We start from the raw sequence: 13,629 nt of genomic DNA on the forward strand, positions 1-13,629 counted from the left end.
AAAGCCATCGGGAAATACCTGCTTATTCTTCGCTGGTGTGCACTTTGCGGTGCAGGATCGCCTGGAATTCATCGGCGAAGGTGTAGTAACGGCCGATCAGCGTCTCGCTGCGGGCAGCGAAGCGGTTGTAGGCGATAACGGCCGGGATCGCCGCGAACAGGCCAATGGCGGTGGCGACCAGCGCCTCGGCGATACCCGGGGCCACGGTGGCCAGGGTTGCCTGCTGGGCGGAGGCCAGGCCACGGAAGGAGTTCATGATCCCCCACACCGTACCGAACAGGCCAATGTACGGACTGACCGAACCGACGGTGGCCAGGAACGGCAGGCTCTGCTCCAGCTTTTCTTCTTCCCGGGAAATGGCCACGCGCATGGCACGGGCCACGCCTTCCATCACCGCTTCAGGGTCGACGCCTGGCTGCTGGCGCAAACGGGAGAACTCCTTGAAACCGGCACGGAAGATCTGCTCCACGCCCGAATCCGGATCCGGGTTGCTGCCCGCCTGGCGGTACAGCTTGGACAGGTCGATACCCGACCAGAAGCGCTCTTCAAAGCTCTCCAGGGCACGGCGACCGGCGCGCAGCAGGTTGCTGCGCTGAAAAATCATGATCCATGAGGTCACCGATGCGGCTACCAGGGTCAGCATTACCAGTTGCACCACGACGCTGGCATTGCTGACCAGGCTCCACATGGAGGTATGGTCGACGACGTTAGCTTCCACGCTTTATCTCCTGCTCTGAGTGTGTACCCGCGCCGCTCACGCCGGCAAAGGCCGCGCGTAGAGCTTCGGGAATGGCCCGGGGTTTCAAACTATGGGTGCGCACACAGGCCACCAAAAACTGCCCTTCACAGAGCAGCGCATTATCCGTAGCCCGCCTGACCTGCTGCTTGAAACGCAGGCTGACACGGTTCAATTCGATGACATCGGCACTTACCAGAAGCTCGTCGTCCAGTCGCGCCGGCGCGTGGTAACGCGCTTCGCTGGAATGCACGACGAATAACAGGTCCTCCCCTGCCAGCGCGGATTGGGCAAAACCCAGTTCCCGCAGCCGTTCGGTTCGAGCCCGTTCCATAAACTTGAGGTAGTTGACGTAGTAAACGATGCCGCCGGCATCGGTGTCCTCGTAATAAACGCGACAGCGATGTGCGAACGACTCCAGCCCGTTTTGCGCGCGCATACTCTAGTGCTTACTCCTCGGGTTGCCAATCGGCGGCAACTGTTTTTTCATTCTCGAGTGCATAGACGCTCCGGACGTCGTCTGGGACAGCACAATCCGGAAAAAAGTCGCTGCATTAAAAAGTCGTTCAATCGTCCACGGCATCGAGGAATTCGTCTACCACCGGCATCTCGCCCATTCGTGTCGGGATGTTTAAGCCGAAGTGCAGGTAGGCATGGCGCGTCACCACCCGCCCACGAGGGGTGCGCATGATGTAGCCCTGCTGGATCAGGTACGGCTCCAGTACATCCTCGATGGTATGGCGCTCTTCGCTGATGGCCGCGGCCAGGCTGTCCACGCCCACCGGACCACCGTCGAACTTCTCGATCATGGTCAGCAGCAGGCGCCGGTCCTGATGGTCGAAACCACGCTCGTCGATGTCCAGCAGGTTCAACGCCAGGTCGGCAATCGGCTTGGTGATGTGGCCCTTGGCCCGGACCTCGGCAAAATCCCGGACCCGGCGCAGCAGCCGGTTGGCGATCCGCGGCGTGCCCCGGGCCCGACGCGCCACTTCATAGGCGCCCTCCGGGTCCAGCGGCAACCCGAGGATGCCCGCCGAGCGACTGACGATCGTAGCCAGGTCCGCGTTGCTGTAGAACTCCAGGCGCTGGACGATGCCGAAACGGTCGCGCAGCGGGTTGGTGAGCATGCCGGCGCGGGTGGTGGCCCCCACCAGGGTGAAGGGTGGCAGGTCCAGCTTGATGGAACGCGCCGCCGGACCTTCGCCGATCATGATGTCGAGCTGGAAATCCTCCATGGCCGGGTACAGCACTTCCTCGACAATCGGCGACAACCGATGGATTTCGTCGATGAACAATACGTCGTGGGGCTCGAGGTTGGTCAACAGCGCCGCCAGGTCACCCGGACGCTCGAGGACCGGACCGGACGTGCTCTTGATCGACACGCCCATTTCCTGGGCAATGATGTTGGCCAGGGTGGTCTTGCCCAGGCCCGGCGGGCCGAAGATCAAGGTGTGGTCCAGCGACTCGCTACGCCCACGGGCCGCCTGGATGAACAACTCCATCTGCTCGCGCACGGTCGGTTGGCCGATGTAGTCGGCCAGGCTGACGGGGCGAATCGCACGGTCCTGGACTTCTTCACGGTCACGGGGCGCCCCCGTGGCGGCGATCAGGCGGTCAGCTTCAATCACTTAGATCATTCCCTTCAGGGCACGACGAATCATGTCTTCAGTACTCAAGCCTTTTTCCTTGATGGCGGAAATCGCCTTGCTGGCCTCCTGCGGCTTGTAGCCCAGGGAGATCAGCGCAGTGACCGCGTCGTTCTCGGCACTGGCCGTCGGCACCGGCGCATCCGGCTGGTTCGGCACCAGCGCGAACATGGCTGGCACCGCTTCCCAGGCCTTGAAGCGATCCTTGAGTTCCACCAGCAGGCGTTCGGCGGTTTTCTTGCCGACACCCGGCACCTTGGTCAAGGCCGAGGTGTCCTGGGATTGCACGCAACGTACCAGTTCGTCGACTTCCAGGCTCGACATCAAGGCCAGCGCCAGTTTCGGGCCGACACCATTGAGGCGGATCAACTCACGGAAGAAATCCCGCTCACGCTTGCCGACAAAGCCATAGAGTAACTGCGCATCCTCGCGCACGACCAAATGGGTGTGCAACGTCAGCGGCTCACCGACCGACGGCAAGCGATACAGCGTGGTCATGGGCACTTCCAGCTCATAGCCCAGGCCATTTACATCCAGAATCAGGTGCGGCGGCTGTTTTTCAGCCAGGGTGCCGCGCAAGCGTCCAATCACGTTTCAGATCCTTGGGCGTTGACCAGCCGCTGGCTGGCGAATAACAGCCCGGGCGTGAAGGCCGACGACACAGGCGCAACAGACTCGGGCTCATGAATGAGTGCGCTGATGCTATCAGAGACGCAGGCGCCCGCCACGACTGCGTGCGGTTCCCAGACCATGAGGCAACAAACTGGAACGGGTATGGGCATGGCAAATGGCGATAGCCAGGGCGTCAGAGGCGTCAATCTGCGGCTTGCTGACCAGTTTCAACAGGTGCATCACCATCATTTGCACCTGCTCCTTGTTTGCCGCCCCCGTTCCGACGACCGCCTGCTTGACCTGGGTCGCGGTGTACTCGGCAATCTCCAGGCTTTCCTCGGCGCCGGCAACAATCGCCGCCCCCCGGGCCTGCCCCAGCTTCAAGGCGGAATCGGCATTGCGCGCCATGAAGACCTTTTCGATGCCCATGGTGACCGGGCCGTAGGTCTGGATGACTTCGCGCACCCCGCGATAAACGATCTGCAGGCGCTCATGCAGCTCACCTGCCCCGGTGCGGATGCAGCCGGACGCCACATACACGCAGCCGCGCCCGGTATCGCGAACCACGCCGTAACCGGTAATGCGCGAACCGGGGTCGATGCCAAGGATTAAAGTCATAACGCCTGCGAAAGGTAGTGCGGTTGCAAATGAGGATACAGCAAGGGCTTGACCCAATGCCGGTGACGCACGATATGTAAAGCCGAGCAATTTCCCTGTGACGAGGGGATTGATCCCCGCTGGGTCGCGAAGCGACCCCAAATCCTGCAGCTCGGTGCATCAGGCAGATTGAGTTGACTGGTTTGGGGCTGTCACGCAGCCCAGCGGGGATAAATCCCCTCGCCACAGGGTTCCGCTAAACTGATCACATTGGGGATCAGCCTAGCTGTTCAGCCACCGATTCCGGAATATCGGCATTGGAATAGACGTTCTGCACGTCATCCAGGTCTTCGAGCATGTCGATCAGCTTGAGCACTTTCTCGGCGCCTTCAAGATCCAGTTCGGCGCTGGTGGTCGGCTGCATGACGATTTCCGCGTCGACGGGCTTGAACCCGGCGGCCTCCAAGGCATTACGCACGGCATAGAAGCTGGCGAACGACGTGAAGACATCGAACGAGCCGTCTTCATGGCTGACCACATCATCGGCATCGGCCTCCAGGGCCGCTTCCGTCAGGGCATCTTCATCGAGGCCCGGCGCGAAGCTGATCTGCCCCTTGCGCTCGAACAGATAAGCCACCGAACCGTCGGTACCAAGGTTGCCACCGCACTTGCTGAAGGCATGACGCACGGCAGCGGCGGTACGGTTGCGATTATCGGTCATACACTCGACCATCACCGCCACGCCTCCCGGGCCATAACCTTCATAGGTCAGCTCTTCAACGTTATCGGCCTCGGTCGCACCGGCGCCACGGGCGATGGCCCGGTCGATGATGTCGCGGCTCATGTTGGCACCGAGCGCCTTGTCCAGGGCCAGGCGCAAACGCGGGTTGGACCCCGGATCGCCGCCACCCTGGCGGGCCGCGACCGTCAGCTCACGGATCCACTTGGTAAAGATCTTGCCCCTCTTGGCATCCTGACGTTCTTTGCGGTGCTTGATGTTCGCCCACTTGGAATGACCTGCCATAACTCGCTCCGGTTCTTCTTGAAACGTTGCCCGCCCCGCGCTCGCACGGTGGCAGACAAGCAGAAATATCGACACCAACGAAAAGGCGCATCCGAAGATGCGCCTTCAGGTGTCAGCCTTACTCAGCCTTTGGCTGTTCACGCAGGCGGATGTGCAGCTCGCGCAGCGCCTTGGCATCCACCGCACCCGGGGCCTGGGTCATGACATCGGCCGCGCTCTGGGTTTTCGGGAATGCGATCACTTCACGGATCGACTGGGCACCGGTCATCAGCATCACCAGGCGATCCAGGCCGAAGGCCAGGCCACCATGGGGCGGTGCACCGAACTTCAGGGCGTCGAGCAGGAAGCCGAATTTCTCTTCCTGTTCCGCTTCGTCGATGCCCAGCAGACGGAACACCGCCTGCTGCATGTCCTTGCGGTGGATACGGATCGAACCGCCACCCAGCTCGGTGCCGTTCAGAACCATGTCGTAGGCACGCGACAAAGCGGTAGCCGGGTTGGCTTCCAGCTCTTGCGGCGTGCATTTCGGCGCGGTGAACGGGTGATGCAGGGCGGTGAAGCTGCCATCGTCGTTTTCTTCGAACATCGGGAAGTCAACGACCCACAACGGCGCCCATTCGCAAGTCAGCAGTTCCAGGTCGTGGCCGACCTTGATCCGCAACGCCCCCAGGGCTTCGCTGACGATCTTGGCCTTGTCGGCGCCGAAGAACACGATGTCGCCATCGACCGCGCCGACGCGATCGAGGATCACGTTCAGGTTGGCTTCAGGGATGTTCTTGACGATCGGCGATTGCAGGCCTTCGACGCCTTTGGCGCGCTCGTTGACCTTGATGTACGCCAGGCCCTTGGCCCCGTAGATGCCGACGAACTTGGTGTAGTCGTCGATCTTGCTGCGCGGCATGCTCGCCGCACCCGGCACGCGCAAGGCGGCTACGCGGCATTTCGGATCGTTGGCCGGACCGCTGAAGACCTTGAATTCGACGTCCTTGAGCTGGTCGGCCACGTCCACCAGTTCCAGCGGGATACGCAGGTCCGGCTTGTCGGAACCGTAGCGGCGCATGGCCTCGTCCCAGGTCATGTGCGGGAAGTCACCGAACTCCAGACCCAGCACTTCCTTGAACAGGTTGCGGATCATGCCTTCGGTCAGGCCCATGATGTCTTTTTCGTCGAGGAAGCTGGTCTCGATGTCGATCTGAGTGAACTCAGGCTGACGGTCGGCACGCAGGTCTTCGTCGCGGAAGCACTTGGCGATCTGGTAGTAGCGGTCGAAGCCGGCCACCATCAGCAGCTGCTTGAACAACTGCGGCGATTGCGGCAGGGCGAAGAAGCTGCCGGGGTGGGTACGGCTCGGCACCAGGTAGTCGCGGGCGCCTTCCGGCGTGGCCCGGGTCAGGATCGGCGTCTCGACGTCGAGGAAGCCGTTCTCGTCCAGGTAGCGACGGATGCTGGTGGTCATGCGCGAACGCAGGCGCAGCTTCTCGGCCATTTCCGGACGACGCAGGTCGATGAAGCGATAGCGCAGGCGGGTTTCTTCGCCCACGTCGGAAAATTCGTTGAGCGGGAACGGCGGAGTTTCCGCTTCGTTGAGCACTTCCAGCTCATGACCCAGCACTTCGATCATGCCGGACGCCATGTTGGCATTGCCGGCACCGGCCGGACGCAGGCGCACCTTGCCGGTGATCTTGACCACGTATTCGCTGCGCACGCGGTCGGCGGTGGCGAAGGTTTCAGCACGGTCCGGATCGAACACTACCTGGGCCAGGCCTTCACGATCACGGATATCGAGGAAAATCACCCCGCCATGGTCACGGCGACGATGGACCCATCCGCAAAGAGTAACTTCCTGACCTTCCAGGCTTTCGTTCAGTTGGCCGCAATAATGGCTGCGCATCATGGTAGTGGTTTCACTTCTCGTAATTCGACATTCGGTTGGAGGTCCTGCCCATGCAAGAACCCGCGCGTATTCATCTCAGTCAGCTTTGTCGCCACCGGCGAGGTTCTTCTTCGCGCCGGTCTTGAAGTCGGTTTCATACCAGCCCGTACCGCCGAGACGGAAACCCGGCATGGACAGCATCTTTTTCAGTTCCGGGGCCTGGCAGGCTGGGCAGTCGACCAGCGGTGCTTCGCTGATCTTTTGGATGGCTTCCATCTGATGACCACAGGAAGCACATTGATAGTCGTACATCGGCATGGGTTGTCTCGGCGATCAGGTTAATCGCGCAAAAGCTGGGCTTTGCGGCAAAGAGCGGGATTATATCCATTAAATGCAGCCTGTGCAGCCGTAGGGGCGTTCTCCATTCGTTTCCCACGGGACGGGAAACGAATCTGGAAGCCCCCAAGGCTCCCCAGGGCACCTACCGGCCCGGCCGGGTCACCGCGAGGCCCCACGCCAGTGACGCTCCACGACCTCCATGCCAGCCTCCTTCAAACTGTGCACCACGCAGACGACACGCACCAGGCCGCTGAAATTGCGGACCCCGCCGTGGCGCAGGTGCACCTCCCTGTCGACATGGGACAACAGGGCGTTGACGGAACAGTTGTTGAGCTGGGCCATGTCGCCGAGAATCTCCCAATAGACCCGCTCCAGCCGAAGACAGGTGGCGAAACCATTCAAACGGATGGATCGGGACAAGGGCCGGGCCAGCTGCATATCGAATCCACTGACGAACGGGTCGACCTCGATGGACTGTGCCCCCTCCCTTGGTTCTTTTCCTTGAATCATACCGTCGACACTCCTTTGCCATACGAACCTCTCAGTCAGGACAACCAATCTGATGCCCTATGGAAGCTCAACGGAGTCGCCAGATCCAGATGACTTTTTGACCAGCAACGTAGGACAAGCCAACAGCAGATAGACGATGAATTACATCGTCCTACACGCGATGGGTTACCCCACAGCAGGCGCACGACTGATCGGAAAGCCCGATATAAGGAAACCAACGGTCGCGGCACACGGGCGATGATGCCACTTGCCCCACCATCGCCCGCCGGAGACTTACCGCTCGTCCAGCAGAGAGCGCAGCATCCACGCGGTCTTTTCATGAACCTGCATGCGCTGGGTCAGCAGATCGGCGGTCGGCTCATCGCTGACCTTGTCCAGCAAGGGGAAGATGCCACGGGCCGTGCGCGTCACCGCCTCCTGGCCATCGACCAGTTGCCGGATCATGTCTTCGGCACCGGGTACGCCCTCCTCTTCCTTGATGGAAGACAAGCGTGCGTACACCGAATAGGCCCCAGGTGCGGGAAAGCCGAGCGCACGAATGCGCTCGGCAATCAGATCCACCGCCAGCGCCAATTCGTTGTATTGCTCCTCGAACATCAGATGCAGGGTCCGAAACATCGGCCCCGTGACGTTCCAGTGGAAATTGTGGGTCTTGAGATACAACACATAGGTGTCCGACAGCAGGCGCGAGAGCCCGTCGACGATGGACTTGCGATCTTCTTCACTGATACCGATATCAATAGCCATGTTGGTTGATCTCCTGACGGTGATGAATTCCACAGCGTAGCGGGTGTTGCCTCCTGTGGCCTGCGACAAATCGCCTGCCCTCCTGAACCGACAAGCCAAGACGCAGGCCGGTTCCAGGCTATCCGCTATCAGCAGGATAAACACCGCTCCCTGTGGGAGCGAGCCCGCTCGCGATGGCGGTCTGTCAGTTGATGCAGGTATTGCTGACCCGCCGCCATCGCGAGCAGGCTCGCTCCTACAGGCGTACAGCTCTCCGGCCGACGAACAGCGCGGCACACACCTGTTACGAGTTTGAGAAGGCCCGGGCTTTGCTGTTAAATAGGCAGTGTGTCGCTACGCCTATTTTCCTGGGTGTGGCGCATAGGCTGATTCGGGTACGTGTCCAGCGCCTCTCATTGTTCTGAAGCGAACCGCACCCGACCAGCTCTTCCTTGTGATCCGTCTTAACCGTGAGCCAATCAAAATGTTGAAAATCGTCCACTTGCTAATGGGCGCAGCTGCCCTGCTGCTGTCCTTCATCCCTAGCCTGGGTTCCGAAGCCACACCTTACCTGCAACATCCCGATGCGCTTTACCTGGCCTTCTTCGGCCTGCTCAACCTGACCCTCGCACCTGTCATTCCTTACTGGCACAAAGGTCCTCGTCATCAACTGCAAAACCTGGTCAGCGTACTGCTGGTGCTGGCCGTTGCCCTGCAAACCCTGAGCCTGCTGGCTCCGATGCCGGAAATCAGCGGCCAACCGGCCGTCCTGTTCAGCCTCGCCGCGGCGCTGCTTGCCGTGGCACTGCACCTGGCCGTCAGCTTCTACAGGAAGTCGTCGCCGACCGCCGCGCCGCAGAACTACGACATGTCCAACCGCGATACCGGCACCGTGAAGTGGTTCAACACCTCCAAGGGCTTCGGCTTTATCTCCCGCGATTCCGGCGATGATATTTTCGTGCATTTCCGGGCCATTCGCGGCGAAGGCCATCGCGTCCTGGTCGAAGGCCAGCGCGTGGAGTTTTCCGTGATGCACCGCGACAAAGGCCTGCAAGCCGAAGACGTCATCGCCGCACTGCCGCGCCGCTGATCCCAGGCATGAAAAAACCGCGAGCAGCCAGGCTGCATCGCGGTTTTTTTATGCCCTGTCACTCGGGCGATCAGTAATGCGGGGGCGGCGCCTCTTCCTCGACGGATTCGAACTGCCCGGCCATTTCCTCCTGCCGCTTGAGCAACGCCGCCATCTGCAATTGCAAACGCTCGACGACCCGCTGCTGCGCCACCAACACATCATTCAACGCCTGGATGGTGTCATCCTGAAATGCCAGGCGAGTTTCCAGATCGGTAACACGCGCCTCAAGATCCACGGTTCAACCCTCCACAAATTTGAAATCATCGGTCAGGGCCATCCGCAACCGCTCGCGAATGGCCGCCACCTGTTGCGCATTATAAGGCCGGGCCGGATGCTTGCCCCAAACTGGCGACGGCCAGGCCACATCCTCATACCTGCGCACGATGACGTGCATGTGCAACTGACTGACGACGTTACCCAACGCCGCAACGTTCAACTTGTCGGCGTCAAAGGAGTCCTTGAGGATTTCCGCCAGCGTGGTGGTCTCTTTCCACAGCTGGCGTTGATCGGCGTCATCGAGCTGAAATAACTCACTGATATCTTCGCGCCTTGGTACAAGAATGAACCACGGGTAATTCGAATCATTGGACAACAGCAACCGGCACAGCGGGAAATCGCCAATGGGCAATGTGTCCTGCTGCAGTTGTGGATCTAAGACAAACACCGCGAGTACTCCTTGCTCGTTATGGGGGCAGCCCGGTTTGGGCCTGTATCGGATATTCGCAGCATACCCGCGAATGGCTGAACGTTCACTGCGCACCTCCAGGCCTGGCTAAATGCCTGTTTTCGGAGCCGACCTTATTGACGCGACAACAGAGTGCACCATTTCAGCGCAACCAACCCCTCGATAGCGCGGAAACGGCGGTCGCAGGACGTGGCAAGCACCGGCCTTGCTCGATTCAAGAAGTTTTTTTGCACCAAAACCGCACAAAGCGTCTACGCTCAGTGCACGAGGCATCCGGGATTTACTCACTGGATAGGGTGAACCGGTAACGTTTTTGATTGTCTCGGGCCGTTTACAGGTTTCAAACACGTTAGTGGCACAGCAGTCAACCCTATTTAAAACAAGGCCTTTTGGCCCCGGTTTCATGGGGTTTCACCGCATCGAAAGGAAGAATGTGAAAAAAATGTGAACAAAATTCGGGTTTGTGCATACTTGTTGCATTCATCCCGGACATCGCCTTCAGGGAATCGTTGGAACGAGAACCTGCTGGCCTATAAATAAAGTGGCAAGGTTGCCCTCATGGAGCTTCAAGTGCAGTAACGAAGGACTCTTTACGCCGACGCCGAAAAAAGACAAGCAACATTCAAGTTGTGAAACCCGATTGCGTCGGAACAGCTCCATTACGACATGGATCGAGCCATTGGCGACACGGTCGTAAAGAAGTTGAAAGGTTGGATGGGCAAGTATCGCCAATGATGTCGTCGTGATATAAATTCGCGCCGACACAAAAAGAAAGAGCCGCCCAGATAAAAAAACAGGTGGGACGGCAGTACTCTTCTAAAAACCAAAGGAGCAAATCACGATGCGCGTGATGAAGTGGAGCATGATCGCACTGGCTGTTTCGGCCAGCGTTTCGCAGTTCGCAGTGGCCTCCTCCCAAGAGGAATCCAAGGGCTTTTTTGAAGATCAGAGCCTGAAAGTTCTGACCCGCGCCCTGTACATGAACCGTGATTTCAAGAACAACCCCAGTACCGCTCAAAGCTATCGTGAAGAGAGCGGTCTTGCCGCTCGCGCGACTTACGAGTCTGGCTTCACCCAAGGTACCGTTGGTTTTGGTATAGACGCTCTGGCCAATGGCATGGTCAAACTGGACAGCGGCCGTGGCCGCACCGGTAATGGCATGTTCGGTTCCGATAGTGACGGCCGTCCGGAAGACACTCAATCCATCGCTGGCGGCGCGGTCAAGTTCCGTCTGTCCGACACGGTCCTGAAGTATGGTAGCCAGTACGTTGCCAGCCCTGTCCTCTCCACTGACGACAGCCGCTTGCTGCCAGAAGTTGCTACCGGCACTTTGATCACCAGTAAGGAAATCAAAGGTCTGGAGCTGAGCGCTGGTCACTTCACCGCGATCAGCGGGCAGAACCACATGGGTCACGACAGCATCAATGGCACCGGCCTGAAGTCCGCTGACATTGCTGGCGCAACCTACCAGTTCACCGACAATTTTGTAGCAGGTGTAGCGGCTTCCGATATTGAAGACTACTACAAGAAGAAATATATCAACCTGAACTACACCCTGCCGATCAATGAAGATCAGTCCCTGAACTTCGACTTCAACGGCTACGACACCAAGAGCCAAGGTCAGGAACTCAGCGGCGACGTTGACAACCGCATCTGGTCTCTTGCTGCTGCCTACAGCATCGGCGCTCACAAGTTCACCCTGGCTCACCAGAACTCAAGCGGTTCGAGTGGTTATGCCTATGGTGCAGATGGTAACGGCACCATCTTCCTCGCCAACTCCATCCAGTACTCCGACTTCAACGGTGAAGACGAGCGTTCCTGGCAGGCTCGTTACGACCTGAACATGAAAACCTACGGCGTTCCAGGCCTGAGCTTCATGACCCGTTACGTCAAGGGTGACAACATCTCTACTGGTGCTGACGAAGGTAAAGAGCACGAGTGGGATTTCGAAACCAAGTACGTTATGCAAAGCGGTCCAGCCAAAGATCTGTCTTTCCGTCTGCGTAGTGCGTTCTATCGTGCCAACACCTCTTACAACGGCATCAACGGCAACGACAATAACGACTTCCGCGTAATCGTCGAGTACCCACTGAGCATCTTGTAATTCAGTGCTGAGTCGATAGCTATACCGCAACAAAACAAAACCGCTCACCTGATCCAGGTGAGCGGTTTTTTATGCGCCCGATAAAACAACCTGGCGCAACTTCATAAATAGCAAGCTAACTAAATAAAACCTGATCCAATCGACAAGTTATATCTGCGTTTGTTATCTCGCCGTCTCTTCCTGAACAACCCGAATCACCCGCTGCGGAAACGGAATATCAATCCCCGCATCTTTCAAGCGATCCCGCGCCTGTTCATTGAACATGAACATGACACTCCAGTAATCCGCAGTCTTGACCCACACCCGCAACGACACCGTGATCGAACTGTCACCCAGAGTGGAAATCACCGCTTCGGGCGCCGGATCGGCCAGCACGCGCTCATCCTTGGCCAGATTCAACAAGACTTCGCGCGCTTTCTGCAGGTCAGCCTGATAATCCACCCCCACATCGAACACTACCTTGCGGGTCGGCTGACGATTGGTGTTGGTGATAATGCCGTTCGACAGGTTGCCGTTAGGTACGATCACCGTCTTGTTGTCACCGGTGCGCAACACGGTATGGAAGATCTGGATGCTGTCGACCGTGCCGGCGATACCTTGGGCTTCGATCCAGTCGCCAATACGGAACGGGCGGAACAGCAGGATCAGCACGCCACCGGCGAAATTTGCCAGGCTACCCTGCAACGCCAGGCCGATTGCCAGGCCTGCCGCACCGATGGCGGCGACGAACGAGGTGGTTTCCACGCCGATCATCGACGCGACGCTGACCACCAGCAATATCTTCAGGATGACATTGGCGAGGGTACTGATGAACCCTTGCAGTGCCAGGTCGGCATTACGCAGGGCCAGTAGCGCGCCCAGTTTGTGTGTAACCTTGTTGATCAACCACCAGCCGATGGCCAGGGTGATGACCGCCAGCAGCACACGGCTGCCGTACTCCATGACCATCGGTATCGCGGCCTGGGAGGTTTTGATCAGATGATCCACTTCTGTATTCAAGTCCATTCGACTCTCCTTTATTACCATAAACACGAATGTGGCGAGGAAGCCTGCTCCCTCACCACCCTATTCCTGAACAGCCTGACGTCCTGTCAGTCGCGGAAGTTATTGAACTGCAGCGGCATGCCGAATTCTTTGGCGCGCAGTGCCGCGATGGCTTCCTGCAAGTCGTCGCGCTTCTTGCCGGTGACCCGCACCTGCTCGCCCTGGATGGCGGCCTGCACCTTGAGCTTGGCATCCTTGATGTGAGCGACAATCTTCTTTGCCAGCTCCTTGTCGATGCCTTCCTTGAGCACGGCTTCCTGCTTCATCACCTTGCCCGAGGCATAGGCATCCTTGATCTCAAGGCATTGCACGTCGATCTTGCGCTTGACCAGCGCAAGCTTGAGGATCTCGATCATCGCCTCGAGCTGGAACTCGGCTTCGGCGGTCAGGTTGACGGTCAGGTCCTTTTCCTTGAACTCGAAGCTGCCCTTGCCCTTGAGGTCATAACGACGATCGAGTTCCTTGATGGCGTTTTCAACCGCGTTGGTGGCTTCGTGCTTGTCCAGTTCGGATACCACGTCGAATGACGGCATGTAGAGTTCTCCAATAAAAAAGGCGCCCCGGTAATAAAGGCGCGCGCTTGGCTTGTGGTTAAAATCGC

The 13,629-nt window shown here is 58.8% G+C and carries 16 protein-coding genes; 2 read left to right on the forward strand and 14 right to left on the reverse strand.

Going from position 1 to position 13,629, the window contains the following annotated elements:
- Nucleotides 1-22: 22 nt before the first annotated feature.
- The 10 genes from tolQ to LOY35_RS22205 form a co-directional block, all read right to left on the reverse strand.
- Nucleotides 23-718, reverse strand: coding sequence for a protein TolQ (gene tolQ, locus LOY35_RS22160; protein ID WP_042728759.1), 696 nt, complete (start codon nucleotides 716-718; stop codon nucleotides 23-25).
- Complete coding sequence (gene ybgC / locus LOY35_RS22165; RefSeq protein WP_139645237.1) at nucleotides 708-1,175, reverse strand: tol-pal system-associated acyl-CoA thioesterase; 468 nt, start codon at nucleotides 1,173-1,175, stop codon at nucleotides 708-710. Before ybgC ends, tolQ begins: the two co-directional genes overlap by 11 nt.
- 127 nt (nucleotides 1,176-1,302) lie before the next feature.
- On the reverse strand, nucleotides 1,303-2,364 hold the full coding sequence (ruvB, locus tag LOY35_RS22170) for a Holliday junction branch migration DNA helicase RuvB (RefSeq protein WP_041023877.1): 1,062 nt from the start codon (nucleotides 2,362-2,364) through the stop codon (nucleotides 1,303-1,305).
- Nucleotides 2,365-2,973, reverse strand: coding sequence for a Holliday junction branch migration protein RuvA (gene ruvA / locus LOY35_RS22175; protein WP_258627236.1), 609 nt, complete (start codon nucleotides 2,971-2,973; stop codon nucleotides 2,365-2,367). It abuts the gene before it with no gap.
- 114 nt (nucleotides 2,974-3,087) lie between these two features.
- Nucleotides 3,088-3,612, reverse strand: a complete 525-nt coding sequence (gene ruvC / locus LOY35_RS22180; protein ID WP_024776477.1) for a crossover junction endodeoxyribonuclease RuvC — start codon at nucleotides 3,610-3,612, stop codon at nucleotides 3,088-3,090.
- A 256-nt stretch (nucleotides 3,613-3,868) separates the two neighbouring features.
- Entirely contained in the window at nucleotides 3,869-4,615 is a 747-nt protein-coding gene (locus tag LOY35_RS22185; RefSeq protein ID WP_258627238.1) for a YebC/PmpR family DNA-binding transcriptional regulator, read from the reverse strand.
- Between the two features lie 118 nt (nucleotides 4,616-4,733).
- Nucleotides 4,734-6,509, reverse strand: a complete 1,776-nt coding sequence (aspS, locus tag LOY35_RS22190; RefSeq protein WP_024776475.1) for an aspartate--tRNA ligase — start codon at nucleotides 6,507-6,509, stop codon at nucleotides 4,734-4,736.
- Nucleotides 6,510-6,584: 75 nt separating this feature from the next.
- Nucleotides 6,585-6,806, reverse strand: a complete 222-nt coding sequence (locus LOY35_RS22195; RefSeq protein ID WP_024776474.1) for an FmdB family zinc ribbon protein — start codon at nucleotides 6,804-6,806, stop codon at nucleotides 6,585-6,587.
- A gap of 180 nt (nucleotides 6,807-6,986) precedes the next feature.
- A complete protein-coding gene (locus LOY35_RS22200) occupies nucleotides 6,987-7,337 on the reverse strand; it encodes a ribbon-helix-helix domain-containing protein (protein WP_258627242.1) in 351 nt (116 codons plus the stop codon).
- Nucleotides 7,338-7,610: 273 nt separating this feature from the next.
- Entirely contained in the window at nucleotides 7,611-8,084 is a 474-nt protein-coding gene (locus LOY35_RS22205; protein WP_047701202.1) for a Dps family protein, read from the reverse strand.
- Between the two features lie 463 nt (nucleotides 8,085-8,547).
- Here LOY35_RS22205 and LOY35_RS28445 point away from each other — a divergent pair, with 463 nt between their 5' ends.
- Complete coding sequence (locus LOY35_RS28445) at nucleotides 8,548-9,153, forward strand: cold-shock protein (protein ID WP_309475888.1); 606 nt, start codon at nucleotides 8,548-8,550, stop codon at nucleotides 9,151-9,153.
- A 70-nt stretch (nucleotides 9,154-9,223) separates the two neighbouring features.
- On the opposite strand, the gene LOY35_RS22215 is transcribed toward LOY35_RS28445, so the two are convergent.
- Together LOY35_RS22215 and LOY35_RS22220 are read right to left on the reverse strand one after the other, a co-directional pair.
- Entirely contained in the window at nucleotides 9,224-9,430 is a 207-nt protein-coding gene (locus tag LOY35_RS22215) for a SlyX family protein (protein ID WP_258627244.1), read from the reverse strand.
- A 3-nt stretch (nucleotides 9,431-9,433) separates the two neighbouring features.
- Nucleotides 9,434-9,859 (reverse strand): HIT domain-containing protein, encoded by a 426-nt coding sequence (locus LOY35_RS22220; protein WP_258627247.1) that lies wholly within the window; start codon nucleotides 9,857-9,859, stop codon nucleotides 9,434-9,436.
- A gap of 862 nt (nucleotides 9,860-10,721) precedes the next feature.
- Here LOY35_RS22220 and LOY35_RS22225 point away from each other — a divergent pair.
- Nucleotides 10,722-11,984, forward strand: a complete 1,263-nt coding sequence (locus LOY35_RS22225) for an OprD family porin (protein ID WP_258627249.1) — start codon at nucleotides 10,722-10,724, stop codon at nucleotides 11,982-11,984.
- 162 nt (nucleotides 11,985-12,146) lie between these two features.
- Here the strand turns inward: LOY35_RS22225 and LOY35_RS22230 are convergent, their stop codons facing one another.
- Nucleotides 12,147-12,989 (reverse strand): mechanosensitive ion channel family protein, encoded by an 843-nt coding sequence (locus tag LOY35_RS22230; RefSeq protein WP_258627251.1) that lies wholly within the window; start codon nucleotides 12,987-12,989, stop codon nucleotides 12,147-12,149.
- An 86-nt stretch (nucleotides 12,990-13,075) separates the two neighbouring features.
- Nucleotides 13,076-13,561, reverse strand: a complete 486-nt coding sequence (locus tag LOY35_RS22235) for a YajQ family cyclic di-GMP-binding protein (RefSeq protein ID WP_024776466.1) — start codon at nucleotides 13,559-13,561, stop codon at nucleotides 13,076-13,078.
- Nucleotides 13,562-13,629 lie beyond the last annotated feature (68 nt).

The organism is Pseudomonas sp. B21-028 (genome assembly GCF_024749045.1).
Taxonomy (GTDB): domain Bacteria; phylum Pseudomonadota; class Gammaproteobacteria; order Pseudomonadales; family Pseudomonadaceae; genus Aquipseudomonas.